Origin of the sequence: Vibrio sp. PID17_43, from assembly GCF_002608565.1 — a bacterium.
Taxonomy (GTDB): domain Bacteria; phylum Pseudomonadota; class Gammaproteobacteria; order Enterobacterales; family Vibrionaceae; genus Vibrio.
Genome location: NZ_LIXM01000033.1, coordinates 1 through 17,197, shown reverse-complemented (window position 1 = coordinate 17,197; position 17,197 = coordinate 1). Strand labels below are relative to the sequence as shown.

Sequence of the window (17,197 nt, the reverse complement as noted above, 5' to 3'; positions counted from 1 at the left end):
TACCGGTTTAACGTTTGCGAACAATGGTGATAAATCACATTTTTGATTGCCATTATGTTTGAATAAATCACAATTTAAAGCTTAATCAATGGTTTATGTGTCGTCATGACGATTTTTTTTATGAAAAAAGAGAGGTTTGCTCACCCCTTTGTAAGAGATCTCGCACAAAGGGTCGAGCGAAAGACTCTTATTGCCCAATGGCCACGCCTTCACGCCGCGGATCCGCAGCACCTTCAAGGCCTTCTTTGGTAAGACGTATCGCATGCAGTCCAGAATTCAAATTGCGAACATCGGTTTTAAAACCCATCTTCTCTAATTCAGGTTGTAAGCCTTCTGCGATGGTACCTTGCTCAATCTCTAAGGTACCAAACCGATTAAGTAATCGTGGTTGATTAATCGCGCTTTGGATATCCATGTCCCATTGAATGTGGGCGATAATGGTTTGTGCGACGTAACCAATGATGCGGCTGCCGCCCGGTGAGCCAATTGCCATGTAGGGTTTATCATCCTTCATCATAATGGTCGGAGCCATTGATGAACGTGGACGTTTACCCGGTTCTAAGCGGTTCGCGATTGGCACACCATCTTGGTGGGTGCGGAAGGAGAAGTCGGTGAGTTCGTTGTTGAGCAAAAAGCCACGCACCATCAAGCGCGAGCCAAAGGCGTTCTCAATGGTTGTGGTCATTGAGACCACATTGCCTTGTTTATCGACGATATTGAAATGGCTAGTGGAAGGCAGTTCGATCGATTGGTCCATGCTTAAGTTCATCGCATGCGACCACGGTGGATTACCCGCTTCAATCTTACTCAGCGCTTTGCCTACTTGGATTAGTTCTGCACGTTGTTTGAGGTAATCATTATCAAGCAAGCCTTCGGTAGGCATCGGCACATAATCTTGGTCAGCGATGTATTTGCTGCGATCCGCGAACGCAAGGCGAGATGCATCGGCGATCACTTGCCATGATTTCGCACTTGTGGCTCCCCAACCTTTAAGATCGTATTGTTCGGTGATTGCGAGAATCTGCCCAACCGTCAGTGCGCCAGAGCTTGGTGGTCCCATACCGCAAATGTCATAGCTTTGGTAAGCCGCACAAACCGGTTCACGTTGTTTAATTTGGTAAGTGTCAAAATCAGGTTGAGCTAATACACCAGGGTTCCCCGGTGCATTCTGTACTGTCTCGATAATGTCTGTAGCGATATCGCCTTGGTAGAAGGCTTTTGCTCCTTGTTCTGTCATCGCCGTCAGGGTTTGGGCGTATTCTGGGTTCTTTAACAGTGTGCCTTCGGCTTTCGGTGAACCATCAGGATTAAAGAAGTAAGCCTTAGTCGCAGGGAAGCGTGACAGTCGCTTGGCATCTTTCTCAATCAGACTAGCGAGGCGAGGGCTGACTTTGAAACCTTGTTCAGCCAAAGTAATCACAGGTTGGGTGATCTTCTTCCATTCCAACTTACCGTATTTCTGGTGGGTGTCCCACAGCAATTTCACTGTGCCAGGTGTGGCAACGGAGCGACCACCGACAACCGCATCGTAAAATTGCAGAGGTTGTCCTTTTTCATCCAAGAAGAGCTTGGGGGTAGCGGCGAGTGGCGCGGTTTCACGCCCATCATACGTGGTCAGCTTTTGTTTCTCACTGTCCCAATATACTAAGAAGGCACCACCACCAATGCCAGAGGATTGAGGCTCTACCAAGCCTAGCATCAGTTGCACCGCAACCATGGCATCAATGGCATTACCACCTTGTGCGAGGACATTGACACCGGCTTGGGTGGCAAGTGGGTTAGCGGCTGTGACCATGTAGTTTTTAGCTTTAACTAATTGCTTTGTCTCAAAGCCCGTACTGTGTTCCGGTGCAACCGCATCTGCAGCTTGGTTCGCGAGGGATTGGGTGGATAAAACCAAAGGGGAAGTAAGAAAAAGACCCGTGGTCACGAGTCGGTTGAACGTCCAATGCATGATGACTCTCCATGTTGCCAGTTTTGTGTTTTCAGCTTGGCAGTCATGGAGAGCAACGTCGAGTCAGTAATCTTAGAAATGTCGATTGTGCTACGCTTTTAAATCAGTATGTTACCTAATAAAAGAGCTGATGGTTTGGTACAAAATACTGCTGCCTACCAGAGTAAACACCACTCCACATAGACCGTCGATGTAGATCCCCGCTTGCAGTAATTTACGTTGCAGCCGCTGAGTCGACAGCATCCATGCGAGACTGGAGAACCAAAACAGTGACAAACCAAACAGAATCACTAGGGCAATACTTTTGCCTGTCACCGACATACCCACAGGCACTAAGCTCGACATCAAACTGATAAAGAAAACTAAGGCTTTCGGGTTAAGAATGTTGGTCGCAAACCCTTTGGCAAATGCTTGACGCTTGTTACTGATCACTAAGTTGTTTTGCTTCTTAGATTGATCCGCCAATGGATTTTTGATCATTGCGATCACGCCGCGCAAAGCCCCAATACCTAGGTAGAGCAGGTAACTACCACCGAGCAGTTGTACCACGGAATACAACACTGGGTGCTGGTGGACGATATAGCTCACGCCTGTCAGGCTGAACAAGGAGTGCAGCAAAATACCGACAGACAATCCCAACGCGATGTACAAGCCAGTTTGACGACCGTGACGTGTCGCATTTTGTACGACGAGAGCAAAGTCCGGACCTGGACTCATTAGGGCAATAAAGTGAATGCTGGCGAGTGTCAGCAATATGGTGGATTCATTCATAACACATCTCAAATATAACCAATGCGGCTATTGTCGTGGCAAGTCACTTGTGACGCTTGTAAAAAACTGACAGCTTTCTCGGTAAATAAAATTAACGAGTCACTTGAGAAGGGGAAACGCCATAAGTCTGCTTAAACGCTTTGCTGAAATGCGCTTGATCGTAGAAGCCGATCTGATGGGCGACGTCGGTACCGCATTGACCAGATTGCAGTAACTTCATGCCTTGTTCGAGGCGCAGGCGTGCGAACCATGCATAAGGTGTCATGCCGGTCTGTGCTTTAAAATGGCGCTGGAACTGAGTTGGGCTCAGTTGGCACAGTTCTGATAACGAATCCAAACGCACCGCTTGGTCGAGGTTCGCCATCAGATAATCTTTTAACGTCCCAAGCGATTGTTTGCCTAAAGTCACCACTTTTTGTCGCTCAAGTGATCCGTAGCGATCAAAAAGTTGGTTGAATCCTTCAAAAGGTAGGCAATCTTTGGCAAGTTGACTGAGGTTTTCACGGCGAAGCAGCCCGTGTAAGTTGCTAAGTTGTGAAAATATCTGCGGATCCGAGATGATCAGCTCGTTAAAGTGTATTATTTGACCGCTTCGCTTAAGATCAGCCAGATCGCTCAATAGGTGAGGTTCGATCGCAAACACATTCACCTCATAGCCACTTTCGAGTTTAGCTTGCCCGTCATGCAGCTCATCAGGGGGCATAAGGACAATTTGTCCGTGACCGACTTGATGGCAGTTGCCTTGGTATTGGAACTTTTGCTCGCCATGCGTGATCAGGCCGAGATGAAAATCCAGGTGGTAATGCCTTTGAAAAGCAAACTTCTGATATTTCGCCTCAATCAGACTCAAGTTGTTATGGGCGGTTGCGTAGTACTGAATATGTTCCATTAAGTAAAAAAGCTTGGTCACATTATGACCAAGCTTATCCATCAATTTTTAACTTGTCTTGTAAAAAAAGTCATTGAACCTGGATTGCTCTACGCGATTTACGGTTATTACGCAGACCATCAAAGCTAAACACGACTAATGCACCCCAGATGAAAGCGAAAGTGAGCGCTTTATCTGTGGTGAACGGTTCGCCGTAAATCAGTACCGCAAGCAAGAACATCAAGCTTGGCCCAATGTACTGGAAGAAGCCTAGCGTCGAGAGTTTAAGGCGTGTCGCTGCTCCGGTAAAACACAGCAAAGGAAGTGTGGTGATCACACCTGCAGCTATCAATAGGCTATTTAACTGCCATGAGTTATTAAACATATTCGATGTAGGCGTGCTTGCGATGAACAACAGGTAAATAAGGGCGGCGGGGAGTAACATGCACGTTTCAATAAATAGCCCTGTTTGAGCATCAAGGCTGACTTTTTTACGCAGCAATCCATAAATTCCAAAGCTCATGGCGAGTGCAATAGCCACCACAGGGACAGAGCCAAACACAATTAACTGGACCAATACACCACACGCGGCAAGTACAACAGCAAACCATTGCAAATGGCGAAGTCGTTCACCAAGGAAAATCATTCCGAGTAAGACATTGATTAATGGATTGATGTAATAGCCGAGACTTGCATCCAGCATGTGATTGGAGTTCACCGCCCAGATGAAGATCAACCAGTTGGCACCAATCAGCACAGAACTAAACAGTAAGTAGACGATTTTAGTTTTGTCTTTGATAACGCTAAACACTGAGCGCCAACGACGACCAAAATGGAGGAGCGCAGCAAGTAAAAAGAAAGACCAAATGACGCGGTGACTTAAGATCTCTAAAGGCGAGACCTGTGCGATTGATTTGAAGTACATGGGAGCAATGCCCCACATAGTGTACGCACCAATCGCAAGCAAGACGCCTTGTTTTGCACGCTGTTGTTCTTCTAGGGTCATGGAGTGTCACCTAATTGTGTGTTTATAGAGCAGAAAATCAGTATACGAGTCGTGAGTAGAATCACCTAGCAATTTGCGGTTTTATTCACCATCAAACCCCATTACAATGTGCCTTCATTTTGTGTGTTGGTAGCATGCAATAGCACTTCTTTTATGACCCAACCTGAGATTATTCATGACCTCGACCTTGTTAGCCGAACAATCAGATCTGCCTGTAACTCCTCAACGTATGCTGGAGGATGTGTTTGGTTACCAGGAGTTCCGTGATGGTCAGCAACTGGTGATTGATGCGGCGGTAGAAGGTCGCGATAGCTTGGTTATTCTGCCTACGGGTGGTGGTAAGTCACTGTGTTATCAAATCCCTGCATTGGTTCGCTCTGGCATTACCTTGGTGATTTCTCCGCTTATCTCGTTGATGAAAGACCAAGTTGATCAGCTGAAAGCGAATGGTGTGGCTGCTGAGTGCATTAACTCGACCATGCCACGTGAAGAGCTGCTCAGCGTGTATAACCGCATGCATACTGGTCACCTTAAATTGGTGTACGTCTCGCCAGAGCGCGTATTAATGCGTGATTTCATTGAGCGTTTGGAAAACTTGCCGTTGTCAATGATTGCTGTCGATGAAGCGCACTGTATTTCGCAGTGGGGACACGATTTCCGTCCTGAGTATGCTGCGCTTGGCCAGCTGAAGCAGCAGTTCTCGCACGTGCCATTTATGGCGCTGACCGCGACAGCTGATGACGCTACGCGTCGAGACATTCTTGAGCGTCTTCAACTGAGTCATCCAGAAGTTTACTTAGGCAGCTTCGACCGTCCTAATATTCGCTACAACTTGGTTGAGAAGCACAAGCCCGTGTCGCAAATCGTTCGTTATCTTGAAACCCAAAAGGGCAACTGCGGCATTATCTATTGCAGTAGCCGTAAGAAAGTCGAGATGGTGACTGAGAAGTTGTGCAACAACCACATTCGAGCCGCAGGCTACCATGCTGGTATGGATGCTGACGAGCGCGCTTATGTCCAAGAAGCTTTCCAACGTGATGATATCCAAATCGTTGTCGCGACCGTGGCATTCGGTATGGGTATCAACAAGCCAAACGTGCGTTTTGTAGTGCACTTTGATATCCCGCGTAATATCGAATCCTATTATCAGGAAACCGGTCGTGCGGGGCGTGATGGCCTGCCTGCTGAAGCGATGATGCTGTATGACCCTGCGGATATCAGTTGGCTGCGTCGTATGTTAGATGAAAAGGACGACGGTCCACAGAAGCAAGTGGAAAGCCACAAATTAAATGCGATGAGCGCGTTTGCGGAAGCGCAAACATGCCGTCGTCAGGTCTTACTCAATTATTTTGGTGAGTATCGTGATAAGCCCTGTGGTAACTGCGATATTTGCTTAGACCCACCGAAACACTTTGATGCTACCGAAGAAGCGCGTAAGGCATTGTCTTGTGTGTACCGCGTAAACCAAAGCTTTGGTATGGGTTACGTCGTTGAGGTGTTACGCGGGATGCAGAACATTCGTGTGCGCGAAAATGGGCATGATAAAATTTCCACCTACGGGTTAGGGCGTGACCACAGCCATGATTATTGGATCAGTATCTTTCGTCAGCTTATTCATAAAGGCTTGCTGTTTCAAAATATTACGCGTAACTCAACGCTGCAATTAACCGAAGAGGCGCGTCCGTTGTTGCGAGGTGATATATCACTAGAGTTGGCGGTGCCTCGTTTGGATACCGCTGCACGTGCTGCGAAGTCGGATAAACTGACGAGTAAGAATTACGATAAGAAGTTGTTCGCGAAACTGCGTAAGCTGCGTAAGTCGATTGCCGATGAAGATGGTCTGCCTCCATACGTCGTATTCAGTGACGCTACTCTGATTGATATGGCCGAGATTTTGCCAACCTCTTACGGTGAAATGCTAGCGGTAAGCGGTGTTGGTCAGCGTAAGCTGGAGAAGTACGCCGATCCATTCCTTGATTTGATTCAAGAACACATTACTCACCACGGATAAGGAACCAAGATGCAAAAGGAATTTGGCTTAGCGGACTACATGGAACAAGAAGGGCGATTAATCATTACCGCGCCGAGCTTTGACCTTGATACTTTTCCTGCTTTGGGTGAACGTTTAGTTGGACTGCTATCTGCTACTGTGGTTGAAAAACAGTGGGATGCCGACATTCACTCTTGGTTGATTGACTTTGAAGATTGTCGACTGTTTATGAAAGTATAGTGAAGCGATTTGGTTTGAAGCCTTAGCGATTGAAGAGAGCAGGGAAGAGTTGGATTACCTAGCGGGATTGTTCCAACGCGGCTTCTAGAAACTTTGGTGTATTTACAAAGGGTGTTTCACATGAAACGCTCTTTTTTAAGCCCAAACGTTTGCGTAAAACAGACGACTTGCAGCGAAAAGTGGTTACTGTATAATCACCCACCGTTTAACTCGGAATGAGTTAAGCTATTTTATATTTCATTTTTACATTGTTGGTAAGAGTCGTTTTTTATTAAGCGCTCGATTTGGGTTCCCTCACCCCCAAACCAAACTAAAAAGGTATCGCATGAGTAACTTTACCCCTGCGCAGCAGCGCAACGCCCTTATCTATCTGGCTCTATTCCACCTAGTGATTATTGCATCGAGCAATTACCTAGTTCAGCTACCGTTTACTATCTTTGGCTTCCATACCACTTGGGGCGCATTCACCTTTCCATTTATCTTTTTGGCGACTGACCTAACCGTACGAATTTTCGGTGCGCAAATGGCACGTAAGATCATCTTTTTAGTGATGCTGCCTGCGTTAGTCGTGTCGTACTTCTTATCCGTGGTGTTTTTTGAAGGGCAGTTCCAAGGTTTTTCTCAATTAGGGGAATTCAATCTGTTTGTTGCTCGTATCGCGATTGCTAGCTTCATGGCGTACCTACTTGGTCAGATCATGGATGTGCACGTGTTTAACCGCCTGCGCCAAATGAAGCAGTGGTGGGTTGCGCCAACGTGTTCAACACTCTTCGGTAATGCATTAGATACCGTTGCTTTCTTTGCCATTGCGTTTTACCAAAGCCCAGACCCATTTATGGCGGCACACTGGACAGAAATCGCGCTGGTGGATTACGGTTTCAAACTGATTATTAGCTTGGGTCTGTTTGTTCCAATGTATGGTATGTTGCTTAACTATTTGATTAAGAGGCTGACGGCGGTTAATCCGAACTTCAAAGTAGGAACGACGGTTCAGTCCTAATTTCAGTGGGAACCCCGAAAGCCGCTTGTTCAATGCAAGCGGCTTTTTTGTTTTTGTCGGAAGGGCGTTTGCTCGGTCTGTACAGCGTGGGGAGTAATTAGATTATTGGTGTCCAAAAGCTCCCTAAGCTGTACAAGTGAAAAATGAATAATAAAAAAAGGCCCCGAATGGGACCTTTAACGAAGTATTTAGCAATCGTGCTAACTAACAACTCACTATGCTTAACGGCCAGCCGATGTCAGTCTGACGGTTAGCTTCGATTTCCAACTCTGCGGCGGTTAGCGGATTTGCCGCTAACCATGCTGCATCAATACTGAGTGTTAGTTTGTCGTCCTCTGCTGTTAGCGTCACTTTAGGCTCTAAATCAGGGGTGCGGCGATGGCTAAGTAGAACAGCAAGGCGCAATAAACGAAGGACACGCTTACCGCTGGTACCTGACATGGCATGTTGTTCAGGTAACGAGGTTAGTTGTTCTCGGTAACGGCGAGCAATTTCGCCGATAAAGAACTTCTGCGCGCGCGTGTAACCTGGCAAGTCCAAATGCTGAAGTAGGTAGGCGCTGTGCTCCCCACCTTTTTTGAAATCGATGGTTAAACCGATTTCGTGCAGTTTGGCGGTGGTTTCTAGTAGCATTTTGCCCTGATGCTCTGCGACCCACACATTGCCGCCTGCTTGATCGAGTAGCTTACTCGCGAGGCTCGCGACTTGCTCACCATACTGGCGATCCAATTGGTAACGAGTTTGTACGCTGCTAATCGTACGGGCACGAATATCATTCTGACGCAACTCTTCGACCATTCCGTACACGAGACCTTCACGTAGTGCACCGCCAGCAAGAGTCATAGCATCGATTTCTAGCAGTTCGAAAATCGCGATCAAAATGGATAAGCCACTTGGAAATACCAGTGCGCGTTCAAGGGTTAAACCTTCGATATCAAGCTCTTCTAAGTGATCGGCCTGCATAGCTTGTTTTTGTAGACGCTTCAGTTTGGTGTGAGTAATGACCTCATCCATACCTTGTGTCAGCATAATTTCTTGTAATGCTTGAACCGTGCCTGATGCGCCAACACAAATATCCCAGCCGAGATCAGTATACTGCTCCAGAATCGGCTTTAGGGTTTGTTTCGCGCCTTCAATCGCGGCTTCGAAATTACGCGCATTCAACTGACGGTCTTTAAAGAAGTGTTCTAACCAAGTGACACAGCCCATTTTTAAGCTAGTTAGCGCTTTAGCCTCAAAGCCTTCACCGATGATCAGCTCAGTACTCGCACCGCCGATATCGACTACTAGGCGACGGCCACTACCTCCAGAAGTATGAGCAACGCCCTTATAGATAGTGGCAGCTTCTTCTTCGCCACTAATCACTTCGATAGGCTGACCTAAAATTTGGTTTGCTTTCTCTAAAAAAACATCCGCATTGATAGCTGTGCGCAATGTTGCGGTACCGACAATACGGATGTTTTGTTTAGGAATATCCTGCAAGCGTTCTGCAAATAGACTTAAGCAGTCCCATCCTCGCTGCATAGCTTCCATACTAAGAGAGTTACGTTCATCTAAGCCCGCCGCAAGACGAACTTTGCGCTTAATTTTAGCCATGGTTTGAACGCTGCCATCGATATGACGCACAACGAGCATGTGAAAACTGTTCGACCCGAGGTCGATGGCTGCGTATAGCGGTGATGATCCTGCTTGACTCATAAACGACTTCAGTTTCCTTTTATGATTGTTTTGGCGCTGATTGACGTGGTTGACGAGGACGGCGTCCTTGCGGCTTACGGTTACCAGAGCGCGTGCCACCGGTATTGGTACGACGTTGCTGAACACGAGGCGCACGCATACGGATTGGTTCTGGCAGATCTTGGATCAGAGCCGATGCATCGTAATCCGATACTGGGATTGTATGTTCGATGTATTCTTCAATCGCAGGCAAGTTGATTGCGTACTCTTCACAAGCAAAGCTGATTGAGTGACCACTTGCACCTGCACGACCAGTACGGCCGATACGGTGAACGTAATCTTCACAATCGTCTGGTAAGTCGTAGTTGAATACGTGTGTTACCTGAGGAATATGTAGGCCACGAGCAGCAACGTCAGTTGCAACTAAAAGGTCTACTTCACCGCGAGTAAATTGTTCAAGAATCTTTTCGCGTTTTTTCTGAGGAACGTCGCCGGTCAGTAGACCAACACGATGGCCATCTGCTGCTAGATGACCCCAGACAGATTCGCACTTATGTTTGGTGTTGGCGAATATGATCGCGCGATCTGGCCAGTCTTCTTCAATAAGAGTCTGAAGTAGAGTCATCTTGTCTTCGTTAGAAGGGTAGAACAGCTCTTCTTGGATACGGTGACCGGTTTTTTGCTCAGGCTCGACGACAACATGCTCAGGGTTGTGCATATGTTCAAACGCTAATTCTTGTACGCGGTACGACAGCGTTGCTGAGAACAGCATGTTTAGACGCTCTTTTGGTTCAGGCATGCGACGGAATAAGAAACGAATGTCCTTAATAAAGCCAAGATCGAACATTCGGTCTGCTTCATCCAACACAACAGCTTGAATGTTGTTTAGGTTGAATACGCGCTGCTTGTAAAAATCAATGATACGGCCAGTGGTACCAATCAGAATGTCTACACCGTCTTGTAGCTTAGACAATTGCTTATCGTAGCTCTCGCCGCCATAAGCTAATGCCGCTTTTAGACCTGTACTCGCAATCAGAGGTTCAGCATCATTAAAGATCTGAATCGCTAATTCACGTGTCGGTGCCATAATAATGGCGCGAGGCTGGGTTGGTTGGCGACCTTCAGGTTCTGGTGTCGTCAGAAGGTGGTTGAAAGTAGCAGTAAGAAACGCGAGCGTTTTACCAGTACCCGTTTGGGCCTGGCCTGCGATGTCTTGGCCGGTGAGCAGTACCGGCAACGCCAAGGCTTGGATAGGGGTACAATATTCGAACCCTTTTTTATCCAATCCTTCAATGACTTGGGGCTTTAAATCCAAATCGGCGAACTTTTGCTCTGTGATATGCGTCTTTTTCATGACTATAGAATATCAGCTAAAGCTTGCAATACGAAAGTAAATACATTCCAATAGGGCATCTAATTACTGGTTATCATCCAACCAGTTTCTAAAAACACATTGGAGTGGAAGATGAGTGATAAGATTTTGCAGCTTACTGATGATGGTTTTGAAAACGATGTAATCAATGCTGCAGGCCCGGTTTTAGTGGATTTCTGGGCAGAATGGTGTGGTCCTTGTAAAATGATTGCGCCAATTCTGGACGAGATCGCTGATGAATACGCAGGCAAGCTCACTATCGGTAAACTAAATATTGACCATAACGCAGGCACACCGCCGAAGTTTGGTATTCGCGGCATTCCAACGCTACTGTTATTTAAAGACGGTAACGTAGCGGCAACGAAAGTTGGTGCTCTGTCTAAGACTCAACTAAAAGAGTTTTTGGACGCAAATCTATAATCACCACGTGATTACAAATAAAACCGTGCAATGTAACAATGCGCGGTTTTGTTTTTCTAACTCTGGACTAGAATAGTAATTAGTGCTAACTTATCGTGCGTTAATTGAACAAATTCTCTTCTTGGTCGATCCTGAGACCAAATCCATCTTAACTAGAAAACAGATCTTATTTTGACTAAACAAGAATCCACCACCATGAATCTTACCGAACTGAAGAACAGACCTGTGTCTGACCTTGTAAAGCTTGGCGAAAGCTTAGGGCTTGAGAACCTAGCGCGCCTGAGAAAACAAGACATCATCTTCGCAATTCTTAAAGCGCACGCGAAAGGCGGCGAAGACATCTTTGGCGATGGGGTTCTGGAAATTCTGCAAGACGGCTTTGGTTTTCTACGCAGTGCAGACAGCTCATACCTAGCAGGTCCGGACGACATCTATGTTTCACCAAGTCAGATTCGTCGCTTCAACCTACGTACAGGTGATTCGATTGCCGGGAAAATTCGTCCACCAAAAGATGGCGAACGTTACTTTGCACTATTAAAAGTAAACACGGTCAACCACGATAAGCCAGACAACGCGCGTAATAAAATCCTCTTTGAAAACCTGACTCCTCTTCATGCCAATGAACGTATGGTTATGGAACGTGGTAACGGTGCGACTGAAGATATTACCGCTCGTATTCTTGATTTGGCTTCACCAATCGGTAAAGGCCAGCGTGGCCTGATTGTTGCTCCGCCTAAAGCGGGTAAGACAATGCTTCTGCAAAATATTGCACAAAGCATCGCATACAACCATCCTGAGTGTGAGTTGATGGTACTTCTAATCGATGAACGTCCAGAAGAAGTAACCGAGATGCAACGTCTAGTTAAAGGTGAAGTGGTTGCTTCTACGTTCGATGAGCCAGCGTCTCGTCACGTACAAGTAGCAGAAATGGTAATCGAGAAAGCAAAACGTCTTGTTGAGCACAAGAAAGACGTCGTTATCTTGCTTGACTCTATCACTCGTCTAGCTCGTGCATACAACACAGTAGTGCCTTCATCAGGTAAAGTACTAACAGGTGGTGTGGATGCTAACGCACTACACCGTCCTAAGCGTTTCTTCGGTGCAGCTCGTAACGTAGAAGAAGGCGGCAGCCTAACTATCATCGCGACAGCGCTAGTAGACACGGGTTCTAAGATGGATGAAGTTATCTACGAAGAGTTCAAGGGTACAGGTAACATGGAACTGCACTTGAACCGTAAGATTGCTGAGAAGCGCGTATTCCCTGCGATTGACTTCAACCGCTCAGGTACTCGCCGTGAAGAGCTACTAACTAAGACTGACGAACTACAGAAGATGTGGATTTTGCGTAAGATTGTTCACCCAATGGGCGAGATCGACGCAATGGAATTCCTAATCGATAAATTAGCGATGACGAAGACCAACGATGAGTTCTTCGATGCAATGCGTCGTCAATAGTCTCAGATAAGCCATTCTGTAAATAGCCACCGCATATCGGTGGCTTTTTTATTGCTTTCTCCTGATAGAAACAGCAGAATGAAGAAAATGTTATCGGGAGGTTAACATGCAACACGGAATGTTGTCGTCATTACTCCTGAGCTTGTCACTTATGGTGCTACCCGCAACATCATCTGCGAAGGAAATGCAGGCATCAGAGGTAGAACAGTGGCTTCAGGACACCCAAATACAAACGAAAGTATCTGAACTGCTTGATTATGCGGTCAGAGACGAGGTCGACTCGCTTAAATTTGCCCTTGATCGACTTGCTTTTCCTCAACAAGAAGTCGCCCGCTTTCTGTTGCTCAACAAGTTTGAGCAGCAAAACATCATCCTAACGCCAAGAATGGCCATCTTTGTTGAATCTCAAATTAGCATCATACCGACTTATCAAATGCTTGAACGTGGAGATGGTTATGAATTCAGTGTCCCAGCATTTAATTTTCCTGCGATCGCGAGCCGTCAGATCAAGCGCTGGAAGCAAGACCAACGCACTTTAGAATTTGTCTTAGAAGCAGAGCGCGATGAGTTGAACCTCAAAGAGTGGCTGACTGGCACATCGTCACAAGTGCAGACTCGTGAAGCACTGCTTATTCGAGAACTGGATAGCTTGTCACCAAGTGCCTTAGAGGCATTAACCAAGCAATTGACTCACGCCAATGTGACCAGTTGGTTACCATCGTCAGCGGTAGTGGCTCGTTTGGCTCAAGTAAGCCAAGATGAAGCCATGTACGATATGCTATGGCGAATGCGAGCGGATTATAATGGTCAAACCGAGTTGGGTCGCCTTGCAAACGTCGGTGATGAGTTTTCATTACAGCAACTGATGAACTCAACCGTCAATCCAACGTTAAAGCCGTATGCCATTGAGCTACTGGCCCGGTCCAATCCACTCACTCCTGAGGTAAAACAGTTCTTAGTCGCAAAAATGGCGTTATCAGAAGAAGCAACATTGGTAGCAAGAGAGTTAGCGAAGCAAGGCCATCATTCTTGGCTTGAAGAACTGATCTCAAGCAACCGGAAAGTTCAAACCCGTCAGATTGAAAACGTATTGAAGTAACCATTCTTGGCGTTACCTAGCTCACATACCCACACAAAATAGGGGGATCTTAGCGTCTTCCTATTTGTTATACTGCGGACAGTTTAATCAGCCAATATGAAGGCCTATGAGTTTTAAGGATTTACGCGAATTTATCGATCATCTAGAACAGAAAGGTCGACTTAAACGCATCACTCACCCCGTCGATCCCGCTTACGAAATGACAGAAATCAGCGACCGTACCTTGCGTGCTGGCGGTCCTGCACTGTTGTTTGAAAATCCAATTGGCTATGACGTCCCCGTCCTGACTAACCTATTTGGTACGCCAGAACGCGTTGCGATAGGTATGGGGCGCACAGACGTTAAGGAATTACGAGAAGTAGGTAAGTTGCTGGCTTATTTAAAAGAGCCTGAGCCGCCAAAAGGCTTTAAAGATGCTTTAGAGAAGCTCCCTGTATTCAAGCAAGTGCTTAATATGCCAGCTAAGCGCCTGCGTAAAGCGCCTTGCCAAGAGGTTGTTTGGCAAGGAGATGACGTCGATTTGGATAAAATCCCAGTGATGAGCTGCTGGGCAGAAGACATTGCCCCGTTGCTGACTTGGGGTTTAACGGTAACTAAAGGTCCGTACAAGAAGCGTCAGAATCTAGGTATTTATCGTCAGCAAAAAATTGCCAAAAATAAAATTATTATGCGTTGGCTTGCTCACCGTGGTGGTGCGTTAGATCTGCGTGACTGGATGGAAACTAACCCAGGTAAACCTTTCCCAGTATCAGTCGCTTTTGGTGCTGATCCCGCAACCATTCTTGGTGCAGTGACACCAGTGCCAGATACATTATCGGAATACGCGTTTGCAGGTTTGCTGCGCGGAAGCAAAACCGAAGTGGTGAAATCGGTCAGTAATGATCTAGAAGTACCTGCGAGTGCAGAAATGGTGATGGAAGGGTACATTGATCCGAACGAGTTTGCTGATGAGGGGCCTTATGGTGATCACACTGGCTATTACAACGAAAAAGAGAAGCATCACGTTTTCACTATTACGCATATTACTATGCGCAAAGACCCCATCTATCACAGCACCTACACAGGTCGTCCGCCAGATGAGCCGGCAGTATTGGGGGTGGCGCTGAACGAAGTCTTTGTGCCAATTTTGCAAAAGCAGTTCCCAGAAATTGAAGACTTCTACCTGCCACCAGAAGGCTGTTCATACCGAATGGCAGTGGTAACGATGAAGAAGCAGTATCCAGGTCATGCGAAGCGCGTGATGATGGGGGTGTGGTCTTTCTTACGTCAGTTTATGTACACCAAGTATGTCATTGTGTGTGACGAGTCGGTTAATGCTCGAGATTGGGATAGTGTCGTTAAAGCCATGACAGAGCATATGGATCCTGTGCGTGATACTTTGATGATTGATAACACGCCGATCGACTCACTTGACTTTGCGTCACCAGTGGTTGGGTTAGGGTCCAAAATGGGCTTAGACGCGACCATTAAATGGGATGCTGAGCTAGTAACACGATCTCCAATCAGTGAACGTGATAACAAAATCATCACTGAAGCGGATCTGGAAACACTAAAACAACAACGCCCGGAAATTGTCGACATCTATCTACCATCAACGGCGAACAATCAGTTTGCCGTCGTTACGATGAAGAAAGACCAAGCGGGTCAATCTCAAGCGTTGATGGAATGCTTATGGGATTTCTTTGCTCAGTATACAAATAATAAGTTCATTATCTTGTGTGATGATGATGTGAATGTGCGAGATTGGAATGACATCATTTGGGCGGTGACAACTCGAATGGATCCGGATAGAGACACCGTTCAAGTTCTAGGAAAGACCGAAAGTTCATCTAAGTTAGGGCTGGACGCAACCAATAAGTTCGAATCTGAAGTCACGCGCGAGTGGGGGGTGCCTATCAAAAAAGATCCTAAACTTGTGGCTAAAGTCGATGAGATTTGGGACCAGTTAGGTATTCTATGAGTCATCAAGTCCACCTTCTACCAATGGACGTTACGTTCCAAGTAAAAGAAGGGGAGACCGTGTTGGAAGCTGCGCTCAACAACAATATTCGCTTCCCACACCGTTGCCAAGTTGGCGCTTGCGCCATGTGCATGTGTAAAAAGCTAACGGGCGAGGTGAGTTATCACCTCGAACCTATGCTAACCGAAAAAGAGCAACAGCAAGGTTGGATATTCCCTTGCCAAGCCTATACAGAAAGTAATTTAGTGCTTACTTTTGATGAGTAAGCGAGAGGAACACCATGACCATCCAATGTAAAGTAAAGTCTATTCAGCCGTTAGCTTGTAATACTTACCAAATCCTTCTTCACCCAGAATCACCAGTACCTTTTAAAGCTGGTCAGTACTTAATGGTTGTCATGGGTGAAAAAGACAAGCGTCCTTTTTCTATTGCAAGTAGCCCTTGTCGTCATGAAGGCGAGCTTGAGCTACACATTGGTGCGGCTGAACATAACGCTTACGCGTTAGAAGTCGTTGAAGCAATGCAAGCGGCGCTAGAAACAGATGGTCATATCGAAATTGATGCACCACATGGTGATGCGTGGATTCAAGAAGAAAGTGAGCGTCCACTATTATTGATTGCTGGTGGTACAGGCTTTAGTTACGTCCGTTCTATTTTGGACCACTGTATTGCCCAGAACAAAACGAACCCTATCTTCTTATATTGGGGAGCACGCGATAACTGTCAGTTATATGCAAAAGAAGAATTGGTCGAGCTTGCCGATAAGTTTGCTAACGTTCACTTCGTCCCTGTAGTAGAAGAGGCTCCTGAGGGTTGGCAAGGTAAAATCGGTAATGTGCTGCAAGCGATAAGTGACGATTTCGAAAGCTTAGAAAACTACGATATCTATATTGCTGGTCGCTTTGAAATGGCGGGAGCAGCACGTGAGCAGTTTACTCAGAATAAGAAAGCCAAGAGTGAGCGCATGTTCGCAGACGCTTATGCGTTCATTTAACAACAGGTTTTGAGGCATAAAAAGAGGGTTTTTTATCCTCTTTTTTGCTTTTCTGATGAAATAGTCAGCGAACGGCTGTTTTTTCCCATTTTTTTTCAAAAAAAGGTTGCGAACGGATCTGAGTTCCCTATAATGCGCATCCACCGACACGGCAGACGCGATAAGGCTTCAGCAGGGTCGGAGAGGTGAAAAGCTTCTGAGAAAATAAATTGAAAAAGTGTTTGACTCTCTCAATTATCTCGTTAGAATGCACCTCCTCTCAGAAAGAAAGTTTCTGAGCAAGCTCTTTAACAATATAGACCTATCAATCTGTGTGGGCACTCGTTGATGATAATCCAATTAGATACCTTGGTATCAAATTAGGTTTCAATGAACTGAGTGACCAATCAAG

At 46.3% G+C, this 17,197-nt stretch carries 14 protein-coding genes and 1 pseudogene; 9 read left to right on the top strand and 6 right to left on the bottom strand.

The window, feature by feature from the left end; all coding sequences use genetic code 11:
- Positions 1-187: 187 nt before the first annotated feature.
- From ggt to rarD, 4 genes are all read right to left on the bottom strand, one after another.
- On the bottom strand, positions 188-1,954 hold the full coding sequence (gene ggt / locus AK965_RS18640) for a gamma-glutamyltransferase (RefSeq protein WP_099081018.1): 1,767 nt from the start codon (positions 1,952-1,954) through the stop codon (positions 188-190).
- 111 nt (positions 1,955-2,065) lie between these two features.
- On the bottom strand, positions 2,066-2,725 hold the full coding sequence (locus tag AK965_RS18635) for a LysE family translocator (protein ID WP_099081017.1): 660 nt from the start codon (positions 2,723-2,725) through the stop codon (positions 2,066-2,068).
- Between the two features lie 91 nt (positions 2,726-2,816).
- Complete coding sequence (locus AK965_RS18630) at positions 2,817-3,614, bottom strand: AraC family transcriptional regulator (RefSeq protein WP_172438195.1); 798 nt, start codon at positions 3,612-3,614, stop codon at positions 2,817-2,819.
- A 70-nt stretch (positions 3,615-3,684) separates the two neighbouring features.
- Complete coding sequence (gene rarD / locus AK965_RS18625) at positions 3,685-4,599, bottom strand: EamA family transporter RarD (RefSeq protein ID WP_099081015.1); 915 nt, start codon at positions 4,597-4,599, stop codon at positions 3,685-3,687.
- Positions 4,600-4,774: 175 nt separating this feature from the next.
- Here rarD and recQ point away from each other — a divergent pair, with 175 nt between their 5' ends.
- From recQ to AK965_RS18610, 3 genes and pseudogenes are all read left to right on the top strand, one after another.
- Positions 4,775-6,610 (top strand): ATP-dependent DNA helicase RecQ, encoded by a 1,836-nt coding sequence (recQ, locus tag AK965_RS18620; RefSeq protein ID WP_099081014.1) that lies wholly within the window; start codon positions 4,775-4,777, stop codon positions 6,608-6,610.
- A 9-nt stretch (positions 6,611-6,619) separates the two neighbouring features.
- Positions 6,620-6,917, top strand: a pseudogene (locus AK965_RS18615) (DUF3630 family protein).
- A gap of 237 nt (positions 6,918-7,154) precedes the next feature.
- On the top strand, positions 7,155-7,829 hold the full coding sequence (locus AK965_RS18610) for a 7-cyano-7-deazaguanine/7-aminomethyl-7-deazaguanine transporter (protein WP_099081013.1): 675 nt from the start codon (positions 7,155-7,157) through the stop codon (positions 7,827-7,829).
- 204 nt (positions 7,830-8,033) lie between these two features.
- Here the strand turns inward: AK965_RS18610 and gppA are convergent, their stop codons facing one another.
- Both gppA and rhlB read right to left on the bottom strand, forming a co-directional pair.
- Positions 8,034-9,527 (bottom strand): guanosine-5'-triphosphate,3'-diphosphate diphosphatase, encoded by a 1,494-nt coding sequence (gppA, locus tag AK965_RS18605; RefSeq protein ID WP_099081012.1) that lies wholly within the window; start codon positions 9,525-9,527, stop codon positions 8,034-8,036.
- Positions 9,528-9,546: 19 nt separating this feature from the next.
- On the bottom strand, positions 9,547-10,860 hold the full coding sequence (gene rhlB, locus AK965_RS18600) for an ATP-dependent RNA helicase RhlB (RefSeq protein WP_099081011.1): 1,314 nt from the start codon (positions 10,858-10,860) through the stop codon (positions 9,547-9,549).
- A 111-nt stretch (positions 10,861-10,971) separates the two neighbouring features.
- On the opposite strand from rhlB, the gene trxA reads away from it, so the two are divergent.
- The 6 genes from trxA (at position 10,972) to fre (ending at position 16,806) form a co-directional block, all read left to right on the top strand.
- Positions 10,972-11,298 (top strand): thioredoxin TrxA, encoded by a 327-nt coding sequence (gene trxA, locus AK965_RS18595; protein WP_099081010.1) that lies wholly within the window; start codon positions 10,972-10,974, stop codon positions 11,296-11,298.
- 195 nt (positions 11,299-11,493) lie between these two features.
- The gene (rho, locus tag AK965_RS18590; RefSeq protein ID WP_099081009.1) at positions 11,494-12,753 is read left to right on the top strand and encodes a transcription termination factor Rho; all 1,260 of its coding nucleotides are present in this window, start codon (positions 11,494-11,496) and stop codon (positions 12,751-12,753) included.
- Between the two features lie 106 nt (positions 12,754-12,859).
- Positions 12,860-13,852: a hypothetical protein gene (locus tag AK965_RS18585; RefSeq protein ID WP_099081008.1), complete on the top strand. Its 993-nt coding sequence runs from the start codon at positions 12,860-12,862 to the stop codon at positions 13,850-13,852.
- Between the two features lie 106 nt (positions 13,853-13,958).
- Positions 13,959-15,812 carry a 4-hydroxy-3-polyprenylbenzoate decarboxylase gene (gene ubiD / locus AK965_RS18580; protein WP_099081007.1) on the top strand — a complete coding sequence of 618 codons (1,854 nt, stop codon included), beginning with the start codon at positions 13,959-13,961 and terminating at the stop codon, positions 15,810-15,812.
- Entirely contained in the window at positions 15,809-16,078 is a 270-nt protein-coding gene (locus AK965_RS18575) for a 2Fe-2S iron-sulfur cluster-binding protein (RefSeq protein ID WP_009696789.1), read from the top strand. The genes ubiD and AK965_RS18575 overlap by 4 nt, the downstream gene beginning before the upstream one ends.
- Before the next feature lie 14 nt (positions 16,079-16,092).
- Positions 16,093-16,806 (top strand): NAD(P)H-flavin reductase, encoded by a 714-nt coding sequence (gene fre / locus AK965_RS18570; protein ID WP_099081006.1) that lies wholly within the window; start codon positions 16,093-16,095, stop codon positions 16,804-16,806.
- Positions 16,807-17,197: the final 391 nt, after the last annotated feature.